Source organism: Streptococcus oralis, assembly GCF_023109315.1.
GTDB classification, from domain to species: Bacteria; Bacillota; Bacilli; order Lactobacillales; family Streptococcaceae; genus Streptococcus; species Streptococcus oralis_BS.
Genome location: NZ_JALDUF010000002.1, coordinates 260,445 through 273,461, shown reverse-complemented (window position 1 = coordinate 273,461; position 13,017 = coordinate 260,445). Strand labels below are relative to the sequence as shown.

General features: G+C 42.9%; 15 protein-coding genes. 1 reads left to right on the top strand and 14 read right to left on the bottom strand.

Annotated features, from left to right (window positions below):
• Window positions 1–132: 132 nt before the first annotated feature.
• From murB to budA, 3 genes are all read right to left on the bottom strand, one after another.
• On the bottom strand, window positions 133–1,038 hold the full coding sequence (gene murB / locus M1F74_RS04015) for a UDP-N-acetylmuramate dehydrogenase (RefSeq protein ID WP_247946359.1): 906 nt from the start codon (window positions 1,036–1,038) through the stop codon (window positions 133–135).
• Between the two features lie 110 nt (window positions 1,039–1,148).
• Window positions 1,149–1,904, bottom strand: coding sequence for a YhfC family intramembrane metalloprotease (locus M1F74_RS04010; protein WP_247946358.1), 756 nt, complete (start codon window positions 1,902–1,904; stop codon window positions 1,149–1,151).
• Window positions 1,905–1,913: 9 nt separating this feature from the next.
• A complete protein-coding gene (gene budA, locus M1F74_RS04005; RefSeq protein WP_247946357.1) occupies window positions 1,914–2,645 on the bottom strand; it encodes an acetolactate decarboxylase in 732 nt (243 codons plus the stop codon).
• Window positions 2,646–2,790: 145 nt separating this feature from the next.
• On the opposite strand from budA, the gene M1F74_RS04000 reads away from it, so the two are divergent.
• Window positions 2,791–4,062: a PLP-dependent aminotransferase family protein gene (locus M1F74_RS04000; protein ID WP_247946356.1), complete on the top strand. Its 1,272-nt coding sequence runs from the start codon at window positions 2,791–2,793 to the stop codon at window positions 4,060–4,062.
• Window positions 4,063–4,081: 19 nt separating this feature from the next.
• On the opposite strand, the gene M1F74_RS03995 is transcribed toward M1F74_RS04000, so the two are convergent.
• From M1F74_RS03995 to M1F74_RS03945, 11 genes are all read right to left on the bottom strand, one after another.
• Entirely contained in the window at window positions 4,082–4,897 is an 816-nt protein-coding gene (locus tag M1F74_RS03995) for an ABC transporter substrate-binding protein (protein ID WP_247946355.1), read from the bottom strand.
• Between the two features lie 156 nt (window positions 4,898–5,053).
• Window positions 5,054–5,707, bottom strand: a complete 654-nt coding sequence (gene phoU / locus M1F74_RS03990; RefSeq protein ID WP_000946476.1) for a phosphate signaling complex protein PhoU — start codon at window positions 5,705–5,707, stop codon at window positions 5,054–5,056.
• An 11-nt stretch (window positions 5,708–5,718) separates the two neighbouring features.
• Complete coding sequence (pstB, locus tag M1F74_RS03985) at window positions 5,719–6,477, bottom strand: phosphate ABC transporter ATP-binding protein PstB (protein ID WP_000138671.1); 759 nt, start codon at window positions 6,475–6,477, stop codon at window positions 5,719–5,721.
• Between the two features lie 12 nt (window positions 6,478–6,489).
• Window positions 6,490–7,293 (bottom strand): phosphate ABC transporter ATP-binding protein PstB, encoded by an 804-nt coding sequence (pstB, locus tag M1F74_RS03980; protein ID WP_000049851.1) that lies wholly within the window; start codon window positions 7,291–7,293, stop codon window positions 6,490–6,492.
• 10 nt (window positions 7,294–7,303) lie between these two features.
• Window positions 7,304–8,188, bottom strand: coding sequence for a phosphate ABC transporter permease PstA (pstA, locus tag M1F74_RS03975; RefSeq protein ID WP_247946354.1), 885 nt, complete (start codon window positions 8,186–8,188; stop codon window positions 7,304–7,306).
• Window positions 8,178–9,095 (bottom strand): phosphate ABC transporter permease subunit PstC, encoded by a 918-nt coding sequence (pstC, locus tag M1F74_RS03970; RefSeq protein ID WP_001070951.1) that lies wholly within the window; start codon window positions 9,093–9,095, stop codon window positions 8,178–8,180. The genes pstA and pstC overlap by 11 nt, the downstream gene beginning before the upstream one ends.
• The gene (locus M1F74_RS03965) at window positions 9,095–9,973 is read right to left on the bottom strand and encodes a phosphate ABC transporter substrate-binding protein PstS (RefSeq protein WP_007520299.1); all 879 of its coding nucleotides are present in this window, start codon (window positions 9,971–9,973) and stop codon (window positions 9,095–9,097) included. The genes pstC and M1F74_RS03965 overlap by 1 nt, the downstream gene beginning before the upstream one ends.
• Window positions 9,974–10,183: 210 nt before the next feature.
• The gene (locus tag M1F74_RS03960) at window positions 10,184–11,488 is read right to left on the bottom strand and encodes an RsmF rRNA methyltransferase first C-terminal domain-containing protein (protein WP_247946353.1); all 1,305 of its coding nucleotides are present in this window, start codon (window positions 11,486–11,488) and stop codon (window positions 10,184–10,186) included.
• Window positions 11,489–12,262: an inositol monophosphatase family protein gene (locus M1F74_RS03955; protein WP_247946352.1), complete on the bottom strand. Its 774-nt coding sequence runs from the start codon at window positions 12,260–12,262 to the stop codon at window positions 11,489–11,491. It abuts the gene before it with no gap.
• Window positions 12,252–12,530, bottom strand: coding sequence for a UPF0223 family protein (locus tag M1F74_RS03950; RefSeq protein ID WP_247946351.1), 279 nt, complete (start codon window positions 12,528–12,530; stop codon window positions 12,252–12,254). The genes M1F74_RS03955 and M1F74_RS03950 overlap by 11 nt, the downstream gene beginning before the upstream one ends.
• Complete coding sequence (locus tag M1F74_RS03945) at window positions 12,531–12,932, bottom strand: Spx/MgsR family RNA polymerase-binding regulatory protein (RefSeq protein WP_002875821.1); 402 nt, start codon at window positions 12,930–12,932, stop codon at window positions 12,531–12,533.
• Between the last annotated feature and the right edge of the window lie 85 nt (window positions 12,933–13,017).

The window sequence follows — 13,017 nt, the reverse complement described above, 5'->3', positions numbered from 1 at the left end:
AATTAACAGATCAGGGCTCTGTCAGGCCACTACTACCTCGTGTAGGAGATTGAACTGCCTACATGCATCTTCGCTAACGATAGGCTTTCACCCCCTTTCCATTGACATAGTAGCAGCTTTTCTGCCTAAATTTTACTCTTTCTCACCCAAGATTCGGACTTCCCTCTCAAGGGTGACACCTGAGTGTTCCTTGACTTTTTCAATAACAGATTGGATCAAGTCCTCGTAGTCTTTAGCTGTACCGTCAGCAACATTGACCATGAAACCAGCGTGCTTTTCAGATACTTCAACACCACCGATACGATAGCCTTTCAAACCAGCCTCTGAAATCAACTGACCTGCAAAATGCCCCACTGGACGCTTAAAGACTGAACCACAAGATGGGTACTCTAGAGGTTGTTTGAGTTCACGAAGGTGAGTCAAGCGATCCATTTCCTGCTTGATAACCTGGTGATTTCCTGGAGCTAAGGCAAATTTAGCTGACAAAACAACAGCTCCAGAATTTTGAACAGCTGAATGGCGGTAACCAAAAGCCAAGTCCTTGGCAGACAAGGTTTCGATTTCCCCTTCCTTGGTCAAAATTTGACAAGACTGCAAGATATGGGCAATCTCTCCTCCATAGGCACCCGCATTCATAAAGACCGCACCGCCGATGCTTCCCGGAATGCCACAAGCAAACTCAAAACCAGTCAAACTATGACGGAGTGCAATGCGTGTTGTCTCGATCAAATTAGCACCCGCTTCTGCTTCAATAGTGTAACCATCAACTGAAACGTTATTGAGCTTATCGCATAAGATGACAAAACCACGGATTCCACCTTCACGCACGATGATATTGCTGGCATTTCCTAGCACCATCCAAGGAATATTCTCTTGATTGGCAAATTGGACGACACGCGCCATCTCATAGCGATTGCGTGGTAAAACTAGGTAATCCGCTCGACCTCCAACCTTGGTATAGGTATAGGTCTTCAAGGGTTCCTTGAAACGAATATCAATTCCTTCTAATTGTTCTTGTATTTTAGTTACTAATGTCATATCTCTTATCCTTTTGTAAAGTCATTTCATTATACCATTTTTAAAGGCTTTTGACGAACCGAAAAATGGAAGTATCAAAGCATCGCATAAAAAAAGAGGTGAACCTCTTTTTATGATGATTTTTTCCAAAATGTAGATTTTGTAAGCCAGACGAAGGCCAGTACTTCTACAAGAAGAATGCCCTCCACTAGAAGTGGATTTGCAATCCAGTCCACTTGAGATAGAGCTGGAGCTAAGTCAAACAAGGCATGTAAGCCATAGGCAGCAAAGAGATAGATCCATTTCTTTTGGCTAACACTTTGGTAAACCCAGATGGAAAGACCGATTTGCAAAACTAGAGCCAAAACACGCTCAACTCCTAGTAGATAGATCTGCCATGCTGATAGAGACTGAACTGTTTCTAATGTACTCTTTGTAAGAAGATTCGCCATATCAGTATTTGATGACTGTACTAGTGAAAAGAGGATCAAAAGGCTAATCAAACTTCCCATTCCGAGGTAGAGCATCTCTAAGCCTCCATGTCCTAAGCCATAAGCCCAAGCATCTCTATCTTCCAACTTTCTCTTTTTCTCCAACCATTTAAAAAAGACAAGGCGGGCAGTTTCCTCAAAGAGGGCTGCCATGGCAATCCCGTAAAGAACGTATAAGAAAGGATGCTCCTGCGCGAGTAAAATGGTTCCGTCTTTTTGCGGATGAAGTACCAGAAGGTGAACTATCTTCTCTAACACTTGAGAAGAAACAAAAAATGCGATTGCCCCCAAACCCATCACTGCAAGAGAAATCTTAAAGCGTTTTTTGGCGTACCAAGTCCCACCCACTAGGACTAAAACCAAAGCGATCATAGTAAGGATAATATGTAGTGTCATCTTTTTCTCCTATTCTGACTTATCAATATCTTTCTTCATCTCGTCAACGTTAAATTTGGCAAATAAATACTGGCGATCTTGGACTGGAAAACGTTGGTCCAACTGGTCGACTGCTCCAACCTCGATCATTCCTTCTTTGATAACAAAGTCCATCACATGCCCACCAAAGGTCAAATCATCAGAGATAAAGTGCAAATGGTAGCCTGCAACACTGACCCCATGGAAAATCTCTGGTGTCCAAAAACCAACGATGGTTCCCGATACATTTTCACGACTATATTCAGGCTGATGAGTGGCAACCTCAGCAAACTTGGTGTCTGTTGTTGACTTGGGAATCATCCGTATATGCATGTGGGCAAATTCCCCATGAATCTTGATGGAACGAAAGAGATTTTCCCCATCATAGTAGGACTCAATCCGCTTTTCTAATTCCTTGTCCGTCATCTCAAAGCGCTGGCGGAAAATCACTTCTGCCTGATGGGGGACCACTGCCGCATAAGGGATAAGGGCATCAGGTGCAACTTCTACAATTTCAGGTTGCTCCCCTGAACCTTTGGCTTGATAAGCCTTGCCATCAAGGACAATCAACTCTCCATCAATCGAATCAAGGGTTCCCAAACCAAGGTCACCATGCTCCAACAATTCTCCCACTGTCATGGTTCCACCATAGAGACCTGCCATTAGGGCACCTAAAGTATTGTATTGAAATAATTTTACCGGTTCCTGCACTTTTCTATCCATTCTCTTTCTTATCTTTTATTCAATGAATCATCATACTTTCTAAGTATACCACATTTGCTCCTAGTTGTGAAAGGGAGAAATGCTTTTCCCATTGCAAAGGAGGCAAAAAAAAGGTACAATGTAACAAAATCAAGGAAGGTCTGGAATGAAGAAAGAAAGTAAATACCAAGCAGTCGTTTCCTTCCTAAAAAAGGGGATCGAATCAGGAAAATTTCCAACAGGTAGCCGGCTTCCCTCTATCCGTCAACTGAGCCAGGACTTCCACTGTAGCAAGGACACTATCCAACGAGCCCTACTGGAATTACGCCATGAACAATACCTCTATGCCAAACCCCAGAGTGGTTACTATGTTCTGGAACAAGGACAGCACCAAGACTTGGAAATCGAAGTCACTGATGAACATGCCAGTGCCTATGACGACTTCAGAATCTGCGTCAATGAAACCCTAATTGGAAGAGAAAACTACCTCTTCAACTACTATGACAACCAAGAAGGACTTGAGGAACTGAGACAATCTGTCCATCAACTTCTTTTCAACCAAGCCCTCTACTGCAAACCCGACCAACTGGTTCTGACTTCTGGCACCCAGCAAGCTCTCTTTATCCTTTCTCAGATCAACTTTCCGAGCGAGGGAGCTGAGATTTTGGTCGAACAGCCGACCTACCACCGAATGAACCGCCTCTTGGTCGCTCAAGGATTAGCCTACCAGACCATTGAACGCCGTATTGATGGCATTGACCTTGAAGAACTGGAAAAACAGTTCAAATCTGGGAAAATCAAGTTTTTCTATACCATTCCTCGCTTCCACTATCCTCTCGGCCATTCCTATTCTGATCAGGAAAAAAGGGCTATTCTGGATCTAGCAAATCAGTATGGTGTTTACATCGTAGAGGATGACTATCTAGGGGATTTAGACCCTAAAAAAGGGCAAACTTTCCACTATCTGGACACTGAGGATCGGGTCATTTATATCAAGTCCTTCTCAACCAGCCTCTTTCCAGCCCTTCGTATCACCGCTCTCATTCTCCCAAATGCCCTAAAAGAGGCTTTTGTTTCCTACAAAAATATCCTGGACTATGACAGCAATCTCATCATGCAAAAGGCTCTTTCTCTTTACATCGATAGCCAGTTATTTGAAAAAAATCGACTGGCTCGATTGAGCCTTCAAGAGAACTATCAGGCTCGGATAAAAAAAGTGCTTGAAGGAAACACCTGTCCCTTGCCCCACTATCCTCTACACGATGGTCTTTTGCTTGATTTGAGACACTATCCTAAGATTGCCAGTTTGAAACACAGCTCACTCAAACTAGACTTTTTTGAGAAGGCTTATTTGGATGCCTGCCCTTATCAGTTCGCCAAAGTCACTCTTGAAAATCTAGAAGAGCTATTAGAATACATAAAAACAGAGTTGGATTAAAGTCCAACTCTGCTTTTTCTTATTGTTCAACTTCTGTTAGTTTCGCTGCCTTTTCAAGATAAGTTTGATAGGTTCCGTCATCTTTTAGTTTTTGGATAACCTTATCGACTACTGCTTTCAAGTTGGATTGATCCTTCTTGATAGCAACAGCATTGGCTTCGCCATCTTTCATCGTCAAGTTAACAGATGCAACGACAAGGTCTGAGTTTTTACCTGCGTAGCTAAGAGCAACTGGTTCATCCATATGAACAGCATCCACTTTTCCAGCCTGCAATTCATTGACGGCTTCCCCCATATTGGTCAAAGATGTCAACTGGGCATTTGGCAATTGTTCCTTAACCATGGTTTCTGGAACAGTTCCCTTTTGAGCTGCGATATTCGTACTTGCAAGGCTTGAGAGATCCTTGTATTTGTCTAAATCGGCTTTTCTAACCAAGAAACTCATCTTGTTTTCATAGTAAGGGATTGAAAAGTCAAAGACTTCCTTTCTCTCATCTGTAGCACTAATTCCTGCAATGGCTAAGTCAGCCTTTCCAGTTTGAAGGCTGGTCAAAACATTGTCAAAACTCATGCTAGAGATTTCAAGTTTAACCCCAAGCTCATCCGCAATCGCTTGAGCCATATCAATATCTGCCCCAACCACTTGGTTTTTACCATCTACCAAGGATTGGAATTCAAAAGGTGCATAGTCTGGGCTGGTCGCAACAACTAGCTTCCCTTTTTGTTTAATAGCGTCCACAGCTGACTGGGAATTATCCGTTCCTGACTGGCAAGCTACCAAAACCATGCTGGTCAGCATGCTACACACAACTAATATCCATTTCTTAAATTTCATAAATAAACGACCTTTCTATTATTTCTGAATAATTATAACTCTTTTAAAAATAGTTGTCAACCCTTTTAGAGATTTTGACTGCAAAACAATTCTTTTCATAAAAAGAAGACTGATTTATCACAATCAGCCTTTTATTCTGTATATTTAAACCGTTTCTTATAGTTCGACAATCTTCCCTGTTTCAAAGTAAACAACCCATTCACAGATATTTTTAGCGTAGTCTCCGATACGTTCCAAGAAGGAAATTACCTGGAAGTAATCACGGCCTGTAACGATGGCTTCAGGATGTTTCCTAATCTCCTCTGTAGTAAGATCACGAATACTATCAAAGTAATGGTTGATTTTTTCGTCCATAGCCGCTACTTCATAGGCTTGATCCACAGAACCATTCAGGTAAAGTTCGAGAGCAGCTTCAACGAAGTTTTTCACATCGCGCCCCATTTTTTTGATTTCTTCTTCAACGGCAGGGATGCGTTGTTCCCCCTTCATACGAATAGTTGCTTTTGCGATTGACACTGCATGGTCTCCCATGCGTTCCAGGTCTGATACTGCCTTAAGAACGGTCAATACAGTACGGAGGTCTTGAGAAACAGGTTGTTGAAGCGCGATCATTTCAAATGATTTCTTTTCGAGTTTCACTTCATATCCATTTACTTCTGCATCTTCCTCAATAACTTCTTTTGCCAAATCACGGTCATGTGTGACAAAGGCACGCACTGTACGATTGATTTGTGAGAGCACTTCTTGTCCCATGGCATAGAACTGGTTGTGCAATTTCTCCAAATCTTCTTCAAATTGAGATCGTAACATCATTCAACTCCTTATCCAAATTTTCCTGTAATATAGTCTTCTGTTTCCTTGTTTTGTGGGTCTAGGAACATTTTCTTCGTATCGTTAAACTCAATCAAATCCCCATCTAGGAAAAATCCTGTTTTATCAGAGATACGAGAGGCCTGTTGCATCGAACGTGTTACCAAGAGCATGGTGTATTTATCTTTCAGACCATACAAGGTTTCCTCAATCTTACCAGCCGAGATAGGATCCAAAGCTGAAGTCGGTTCATCCAAGAGAATAATCTTGGGACTGGTTGCTAAGACACGGGCAACACAAACACGTTGTTGTTGTCCACCTGAGAGACCAATGGCTGAATCATGCAAGCGATCCTTGACCTCATCCCAAATAGAAGCGCGTTGCAAGGCTTTTTCCACCGCTTCATCCAAAACATGTTTATCCCTGACTCCATTGATACGTAAGCCGTAGACAACATTTTCATAGATAGACATAGGGAAGGGATTGGGCTGTTGAAAAACCATACCGATTTCCTTACGCAATTCAACCGTATCGGTACGGGGGCTGTAGATATTGTGGCCATTATAAATCACTGTTCCAGTTGTTGTCACCTCAGGATTTAGATCGCCCATGCGGTTGATGGCTTTGAGCAGGGTGGACTTTCCTGATCCAGAAGGACCAATCAAGGCGGTTATTTCCTTAGGTTGGAAAGAAAGGGAAACACTATTCAAAGCCTTCTTTTTATTGTAATAAACGGACAGGTCCTTAACCTGCAAAATCGGTTCTGTCATACTGCTTCCTTTCTAACCAAAGTGTCCCGTTACATAGTCATTGGTAGACTGTAGCTTGGCATTTTGGAAAATATTGGATGTCTTATCATACTCGATCAAATCGCCCAAGTAGAAAAATCCTGTGTAGTCACTTGCACGCGCAGCCTGCTGCATACTGTGGGTAACGATGATGATGGTAAAGTCTTTCTTCAATTCCAACATGGTTTCTTCTAGCTGGGCTGTCGCAATCGGATCCAAGGCTGACGCTGGCTCATCCATCAAGAGGATGTCTGGCTTGACAGAGATGGCGCGAGCGATACAGAGACGTTGCTGTTGACCACCAGAAAGCATCAAGGCTGATTTGTGGAGGTCGTCTTTGACCTGGTCCCAAAGGGCAGCCTGTCGGAGAGAGGTTTCGACAATTTCATCTAAGACCTTCTTATCCTTGACTCCTGCACGTTCATGAGCAAAAGTGATATTACGGTAGATAGACTTGGCAAATGGATTTGGACGTTGAAAGACCATTCCGATATGCTTGCGCATCTCATAGACATTGATTTCTGGACGGTTGACGTCAATCCCTCGGTAGAGGATTTGACCTGTTACCTTGGCAATATCAATGGTATCATTCATCCGATTGAGACTGCGAAGATAAGTAGATTTCCCAGATCCAGAAGGACCAATCAAGGCTGTAATTTTATTTTTTTCAAATTGCATATCGATGCCCTTGATGGATTCATTTTTACCATAGTAAACATGTAAATCCTTGGTAGAGAGGGCCACTTTTTCTTCAGGGAAGGTGATGATATGCTTTTCATCCCAGTTATATTTTGACATGGCTTCTCCTTTAGGCAGCGGTTAATTTCTTGTGTAAATAGCTTCCGAGTTTGCGAGCTCCAAAGTTAAAAATCAAGATAAAGATGAGGAGCACTGCGGCAGAACCAGCAGATACAATGGTAGCATCAGGAATGGTTCCTTCACTGTTGACCTTCCAGATGTGGACAGCCAGAGTTTCTGCTTGTCGGAAGATTGAGATAGGGCTGGTAACACTGAGGACATTCCAGTTAGACCAGTCAAGGGCTGGAGCAGATTGTCCTGCCGTATAGATAAGAGCGGCGGCCTCACCAAAGATACGGCCAGATGCCAAGACAACACCCGTTACGATACCTGGAAGGGCCTCTGGAATGACGACATGGACCACCGTCTCCCAACGAGAAATTCCAAGGGCCAGACCAGCCTCACGTTGCGTATGGTGAACGTGTTTTAAACTGTCCTCAACATTTCGAGTCATCTGAGGGAGGTTAAAGACCGTCAAGGCCAAGGCACCTGAAATGATTGAAAATCCATACTCAAACTGGACAACAAAGATCAAGTAACCAAAGAGACCCACAACGACTGATGGTAGAGAAGACAAAATCTCAATACAGGTACGAATAAAATTGGTCACAGGTCCTTTTTTTGCATACTCAGCTAGGAAAACGCCAGCTCCCATAGACAGGGGAACAGAAATGATCAAGGTAATGATCAAAAGGAAGAAGGAATTGTAGAGCTGAATCCCGATACCCCCACCTGCTTGATAAGAGGAAGATTTCCCTGTCAAGAAGGACCAAGAGATATGCGGTAACCCTCTCACCAAGATATAGAGAATCAAGGATGCCAAGATGGCCACGATGATACCAGCGATGGTATAGAGGACAGCTGTTGCAAGTTTATCTAATTTCTTAGCGTGCATAGTTTTTCTTTCCTCTTTCTTTCGTAATCAATTTAATCACACTGTTAAAGGCCAAACTCATCAAGAGCAATACTAAGGCCAATGACCAGAGAACGTTATTATCAACCGTTCCCATGACGGTATTTCCGATACCCATAGTCAAAACAGAAGTCAAAGTCGCAGCTGGTGTTGTTAGCGAGGTTGGGATAACTGCTGAGTTTCCGACAACCATCTGAATAGCAAGGGCTTCACCGAAGGCACGCGCCATCCCAAAGACCACTGCAGTGAAAATACCTGAACGTGCTGCTTTCAAGGTCACACGCCAGATGGTTTGCCAGCGAGTGGCTCCCATAGCTAAACTGGCTTCACGGTAATGACGAGGAACAGCACGCAAGCTGTCTGTTGTCATAAAGGTTACAGTTGGTAGGATCATGACAAAGAGAACGAAAATCCCTGACAAAATCCCGAAACCAGTTCCACCAAAGACGCTACGGACAAAAGGCACCACAACTTGCAAACCGATAAATCCATAGACGACTGAAGGAATCCCGACGAGGAGTTCAATGGCCGGTTGCAAAATCTTTGCACCCTTTGGTGAGACTTCTGTCATAAAGACTGCAGCACCGATAGCAAAGGGTGTTGCGATGAGGGCCGATAAAATCGTCACAATAAAGGAACCCAAAATCATCGGAAGGGCACCAAATTGTTTCCCTGAAGGATTCCAAGTTTGTCCAAAGAGGAAATCAAAGATGTTCACTCCATTGACAAAGAAGGTTGATAAGCCTTTTTGGGCTACAAAAATCAAAATCATCGCCACAATGATGACAATCAAAGAAAGGCAGGTGAAGGTCAAACCTTTACCAAACTTCTCAAGGCGAGAGTTCTTTGAAGGAGAGAGTAATTTTTTAGATAATTCTTCTTGATTCATTATTGACCTCCTTCTACTGCTGTAACGGTACCTGAAGCATCCTTTTGGACTTTCATTTCATTGATAGAGATATAGCCCATGCCCTTAACAATTCCATTTTGGGCTTCATCTGAGAGGACGAAATTCAGGAATTCAGCAGCTAACTCATTTGGCTGACCGAGTGTGTACATATGTTCATAAGACCACAAAGGCCAGTTGTTGGTCGTTACATTTTCAGACGTAGGTTCATACCCATTCAGTTTCATGCTTTTCACGGAATCATCTACATAGGCAAAGGCTAGATAAGAAATGGCTCCAGGAGTTTGGGATACAATGGACTTGACCATCCCGTTAGAATCCTGTTCTTGGCTCTGCATTGCCGATTGGCCATTCATAACGACCGTATCAAACGTCGCTCGTGAACCAGAACTTGCTGCTCGGTTGATGATTGAAATTGCCAGGTCTTTGCCCCCAACTTCTTTCCAGTTGGTCACTTCACCTGTAAAGATTTTGCGAAGTTGCTCGGTTGTGAGATTTTCAACATCCACTTCTTTGTTTACAATCACTGCAAGACCAGCCACTGCAACCTTGTGGTCTACTAGAGCCGAAGCATCGATTCCTTCTTTTTCCTCTGCAAAGACGTCAGAGTTCCCGATGTCAACTGCTCCAGACTGGACTTGGGAAAGTCCTGTACCCGATCCTCCACCTTGAACATTGACTGTTTTTCCGATGTTTCTAGAACCGAATTCATCTGCTGCTGCTTCGACAAGAGGTTGAAGAGCTGTTGAACCAACAGCTGTCATAGATTCTCCACGATCAATCCAGCTAGCGCATCCTGCTAGAGAACCTGCCATCAAAAGTGCTGCAAGAGACATGACGAGCTTTTTTCTTTTTTTCACTGTTATTCTCCTTGAACATAATGATAAATGTTCTGATTTCTTCCGTTTGTCCTGATCATCCAATTATCATCAATGATTGTCCCGCTTTATTTTATCTAGGCATTCTTAGGAGCGAGAAATTCCATCGTATAATATAAGTAATAATGAAAGACTATCAGAAAAAACTCATACTTCCACTATAACATAGAATAGGCTCTTTGACTAGCTTTTTCACCTAAATCTGAGTCCTTTTGGATAGTAATTTTTCAAAACATTTCCCGTTACCTTGGCAAAGCCTAATCCGTTTCCTTGAACCACAACTTGGTACCAGCCATTTGGTCGAGCTTCAGACAATTGAACGGTCTCACCAGCCACATATTTTACAAAGTCCTCATCATTGATTTCGACACTTTGTTTTACTTGGCTTGGTTTCAAGGCCAAACCGAGAGCAAAGCTTGGTTCAAAACGTTTCTTCTTAAACGTCCCCAGATGAAGTCCATTTCGGGCAATTTTGAGTTTCCCTAGATCAGGTAGCATCTCTGGCAAGAGATAAAGTTGATCTCCAAAAGTCTGCAAGATACCAGTTAGATTGACTCGCAAGTGTTTTTGAACAAAATCATGCCACAAGTTCTGCTGTTCGCGACTTAGATTGCTCTTGCTAGCTTTGAATTTAGGTGCTGGATTTTGTCCTTTAAAATGCAGGTGGGCAACAAACTGGCCTTCTCCCTTGAAATGATGAGGATACATCCGCGCAGTTTCAGGAAGATCAATTCCTGCCACCATACCGTTCACATGCTCGACTGGAAGCAATTCAAATTCATAAGTATCAAGTAACCAGTGGACGATTTCTTCATTTTCCTCAGGTGCCCAAGTACAGGTCGAATAGACCAAACAACCACCTTCTGCAAGCATGGTCACTGCATCTTCTAAAATTTCTCTTTGGAGACTAGCACATTGGCTAGGATAATCGGTACTCCAATAATCCACGGCATCTGGCTGCTTACGAAACATTCCTTCACCCGAGCAAGGTGCATCAAGGACAATCACATCAAAGTAACCTTTAAAAACCTTGGCCAAGCGGTCAGCAGATTCATTGGTCACGACAACGTTTGTCGCTCCAAATCGCTCCATATTTTCCACTAAAATCTTAGCACGCTTACTTGAAATTTCGTTGGAGACAAGGACTCCTTGATTAGCCAGATAAGCGGCTAGTTGAGTGGATTTTCCACCTGGTGCTGCCGCCAAGTCCAAGACCTTCATGCTAGGACTTGGTTGAGCCACCTGGGCCACCATTTGGGCTGCAGGCTCTTGCGAATAAACAAGACCTGTCGCGTGCTCTGGAGATTTCCCAGAAACTTTACCATAATACCCCCAAGGTGTATTGGGAATAGCATCCGCAAACGACAATTGACTTTCTTTTAAGGGATTGACTCGAAAAGCCGAAACCGCTTCCCGCTTAAAAGAGGCAAGAAAGTCTCTTGCCTCATCTTCTAGTATCGCTTCATATTTTTCAACAAATCCTTCTGGAAATTGCATTTAGTTCTCTTTCCTTTCGTAGATATAAGACTGAATCACTTCTTGCATCTCGATTGGCACCATCATGACAGGCTGACGCGTTTTAAAATCAGCGGGCTCACCTGATACTGTAAGAAGACGATAACCCAGACTTTCCCCTAAGATACTGGCCGCAGCGTAATCCCATGGCTGTAAGTAGGTAATATAAGTCAGAAGACGACCCGATAAAACCTTGGCAAAACTAATGGCCGCACTGCCGTAGACACGGACTCCCAACGCTGCTCGCCCCAAATCCGCCAGGCCCCACTCATTGCTTTCAAACATACCTGAGTTACCAGCAACCAGGAATTCTCTGAGGGGCTTCTTTTTAAAAGGCGGTAAGGGCTCATTATTGCGACAAGGAGGAAAGGCACCACCACCATGGTAACAATCACCTTTCATAACATCATAGATGATGCCAAATTTGCCCACACCATTCTCAAAATAAGCCAACATCACGGCAAAATCTTCCTGCTGAGCGACAAAGTTATTGGTACCGTCAATGGGATCAATCACCCAAACAGAACCTTGATCGACCGCAGCACGCAAACAGCCCTCTTCCGCGCAAATCAAGTCCTCAGGATAGGAGGACTTGATCCGATCAACCAAGAGTTCCTGGACCTCCTTGTCCAAACGTGTCACTAAGTCAGTAGGTGAAGACTTGCACTCAACCTGCAAATCTTCTTTCATGTGAGCCCAAATATAGTCAGCAGCTTCCTGCACAATCTGTTTGGCAAATTCAAATTTAGTTTCCAAGAGAAATCTTCCCTTCTCTTTTTTCTTTTGCTAATTGAACCGCATGATAGAAGGAATAACCGCTAGCCGTCTCAAATTCGCGACCTAGGCGCTTTTCTTCACTTTTGCTCGGAACGACAGACTTAAATTCCTTATAGGAATCTAGCAGTTTTTTTACTTCTACCTTATCTTCATAAGCAGCTTCAACATCATTAAAAAAAGAGAGCACTGAAGCAAGTTCTTCAGTGCTCCACGACAAATCTAGTGGGTAACTATACTGTTTGTTCATCTATCCAATACCAGCTCTCAATGTTGCTTCTTTTAGTTCTTGTTTACGGTAACTACGAGGGAGAAAAGCACGAATCTCATCTTCATTAAAACCGATCTGCATGCGTTTGGTATCTGTAATAATTGGGCGACGCAAAAGACTAGGATATTGCTCAATCAACTGAAGCAACTCCGATACCGAGATACTCTCTACATCAATATCCAATTTTTGAAAAATTTTTGAACGAGTTGAAATGATGTCATCAGTACCATTTTCGGTCAAGGAAAGAATATGTTGTAATTCTTTTCTTGTTAAAGGACTAGTCATAATATTATGCTCTTGAAAGGGCACTTTATGCGTCTCTAACCAAGCCTTTGCCTTACGACATGATGTACAACTCGGTGATAAAAATAGTGTAATCATGCTTTTCTCTTCTTTTATCTATACTTAGTATTTCTATTATACAAAAAAATAAAGCGCTTGACTAGGTATTTTTAGAAAAAAAGCC

Excerpts from the sequence above, each read along its gene's own strand:
- budA (WP_247946357.1), bottom strand. The coding sequence starts at position 2,645 with ATGGATAGAAAAGTGCAGGAACCGGTAAAATTATTTCAATACAATACT.
- M1F74_RS03945 (WP_002875821.1), bottom strand. The coding sequence starts at position 12,932 with ATGATTACACTATTTTTATCACCGAGTTGTACATCATGTCGTAAGGCA.
- M1F74_RS03960 (WP_247946353.1), bottom strand. The coding sequence starts at position 11,488 with ATGCAATTTCCAGAAGGATTTGTTGAAAAATATGAAGCGATACTAGAA.
- pstB (WP_000138671.1), bottom strand. The coding sequence starts at position 6,477 with ATGACAGAACCGATTTTGCAGGTTAAGGACCTGTCCGTTTATTACAAT.
- M1F74_RS04010 (WP_247946358.1), bottom strand. The coding sequence starts at position 1,904 with ATGACACTACATATTATCCTTACTATGATCGCTTTGGTTTTAGTCCTA.
- M1F74_RS03995 (WP_247946355.1), bottom strand. The coding sequence starts at position 4,897 with ATGAAATTTAAGAAATGGATATTAGTTGTGTGTAGCATGCTGACCAGC.
- M1F74_RS04000 (WP_247946356.1), top strand. The coding sequence starts at position 2,791 with ATGAAGAAAGAAAGTAAATACCAAGCAGTCGTTTCCTTCCTAAAAAAG.
- pstC (WP_001070951.1), bottom strand. The coding sequence starts at position 9,095 with ATGAATCAAGAAGAATTATCTAAAAAATTACTCTCTCCTTCAAAGAAC.
- murB (WP_247946359.1), bottom strand. The coding sequence starts at position 1,038 with ATGACATTAGTAACTAAAATACAAGAACAATTAGAAGGAATTGATATT.
- pstB (WP_000049851.1), bottom strand. The coding sequence starts at position 7,293 with ATGTCAAAATATAACTGGGATGAAAAGCATATCATCACCTTCCCTGAA.
- phoU (WP_000946476.1), bottom strand. The coding sequence starts at position 5,707 with ATGTTACGATCTCAATTTGAAGAAGATTTGGAGAAATTGCACAACCAG.
- M1F74_RS03950 (WP_247946351.1), bottom strand. The coding sequence starts at position 12,530 with ATGAACAAACAGTATAGTTACCCACTAGATTTGTCGTGGAGCACTGAA.
- pstA (WP_247946354.1), bottom strand. The coding sequence starts at position 8,188 with ATGCACGCTAAGAAATTAGATAAACTTGCAACAGCTGTCCTCTATACC.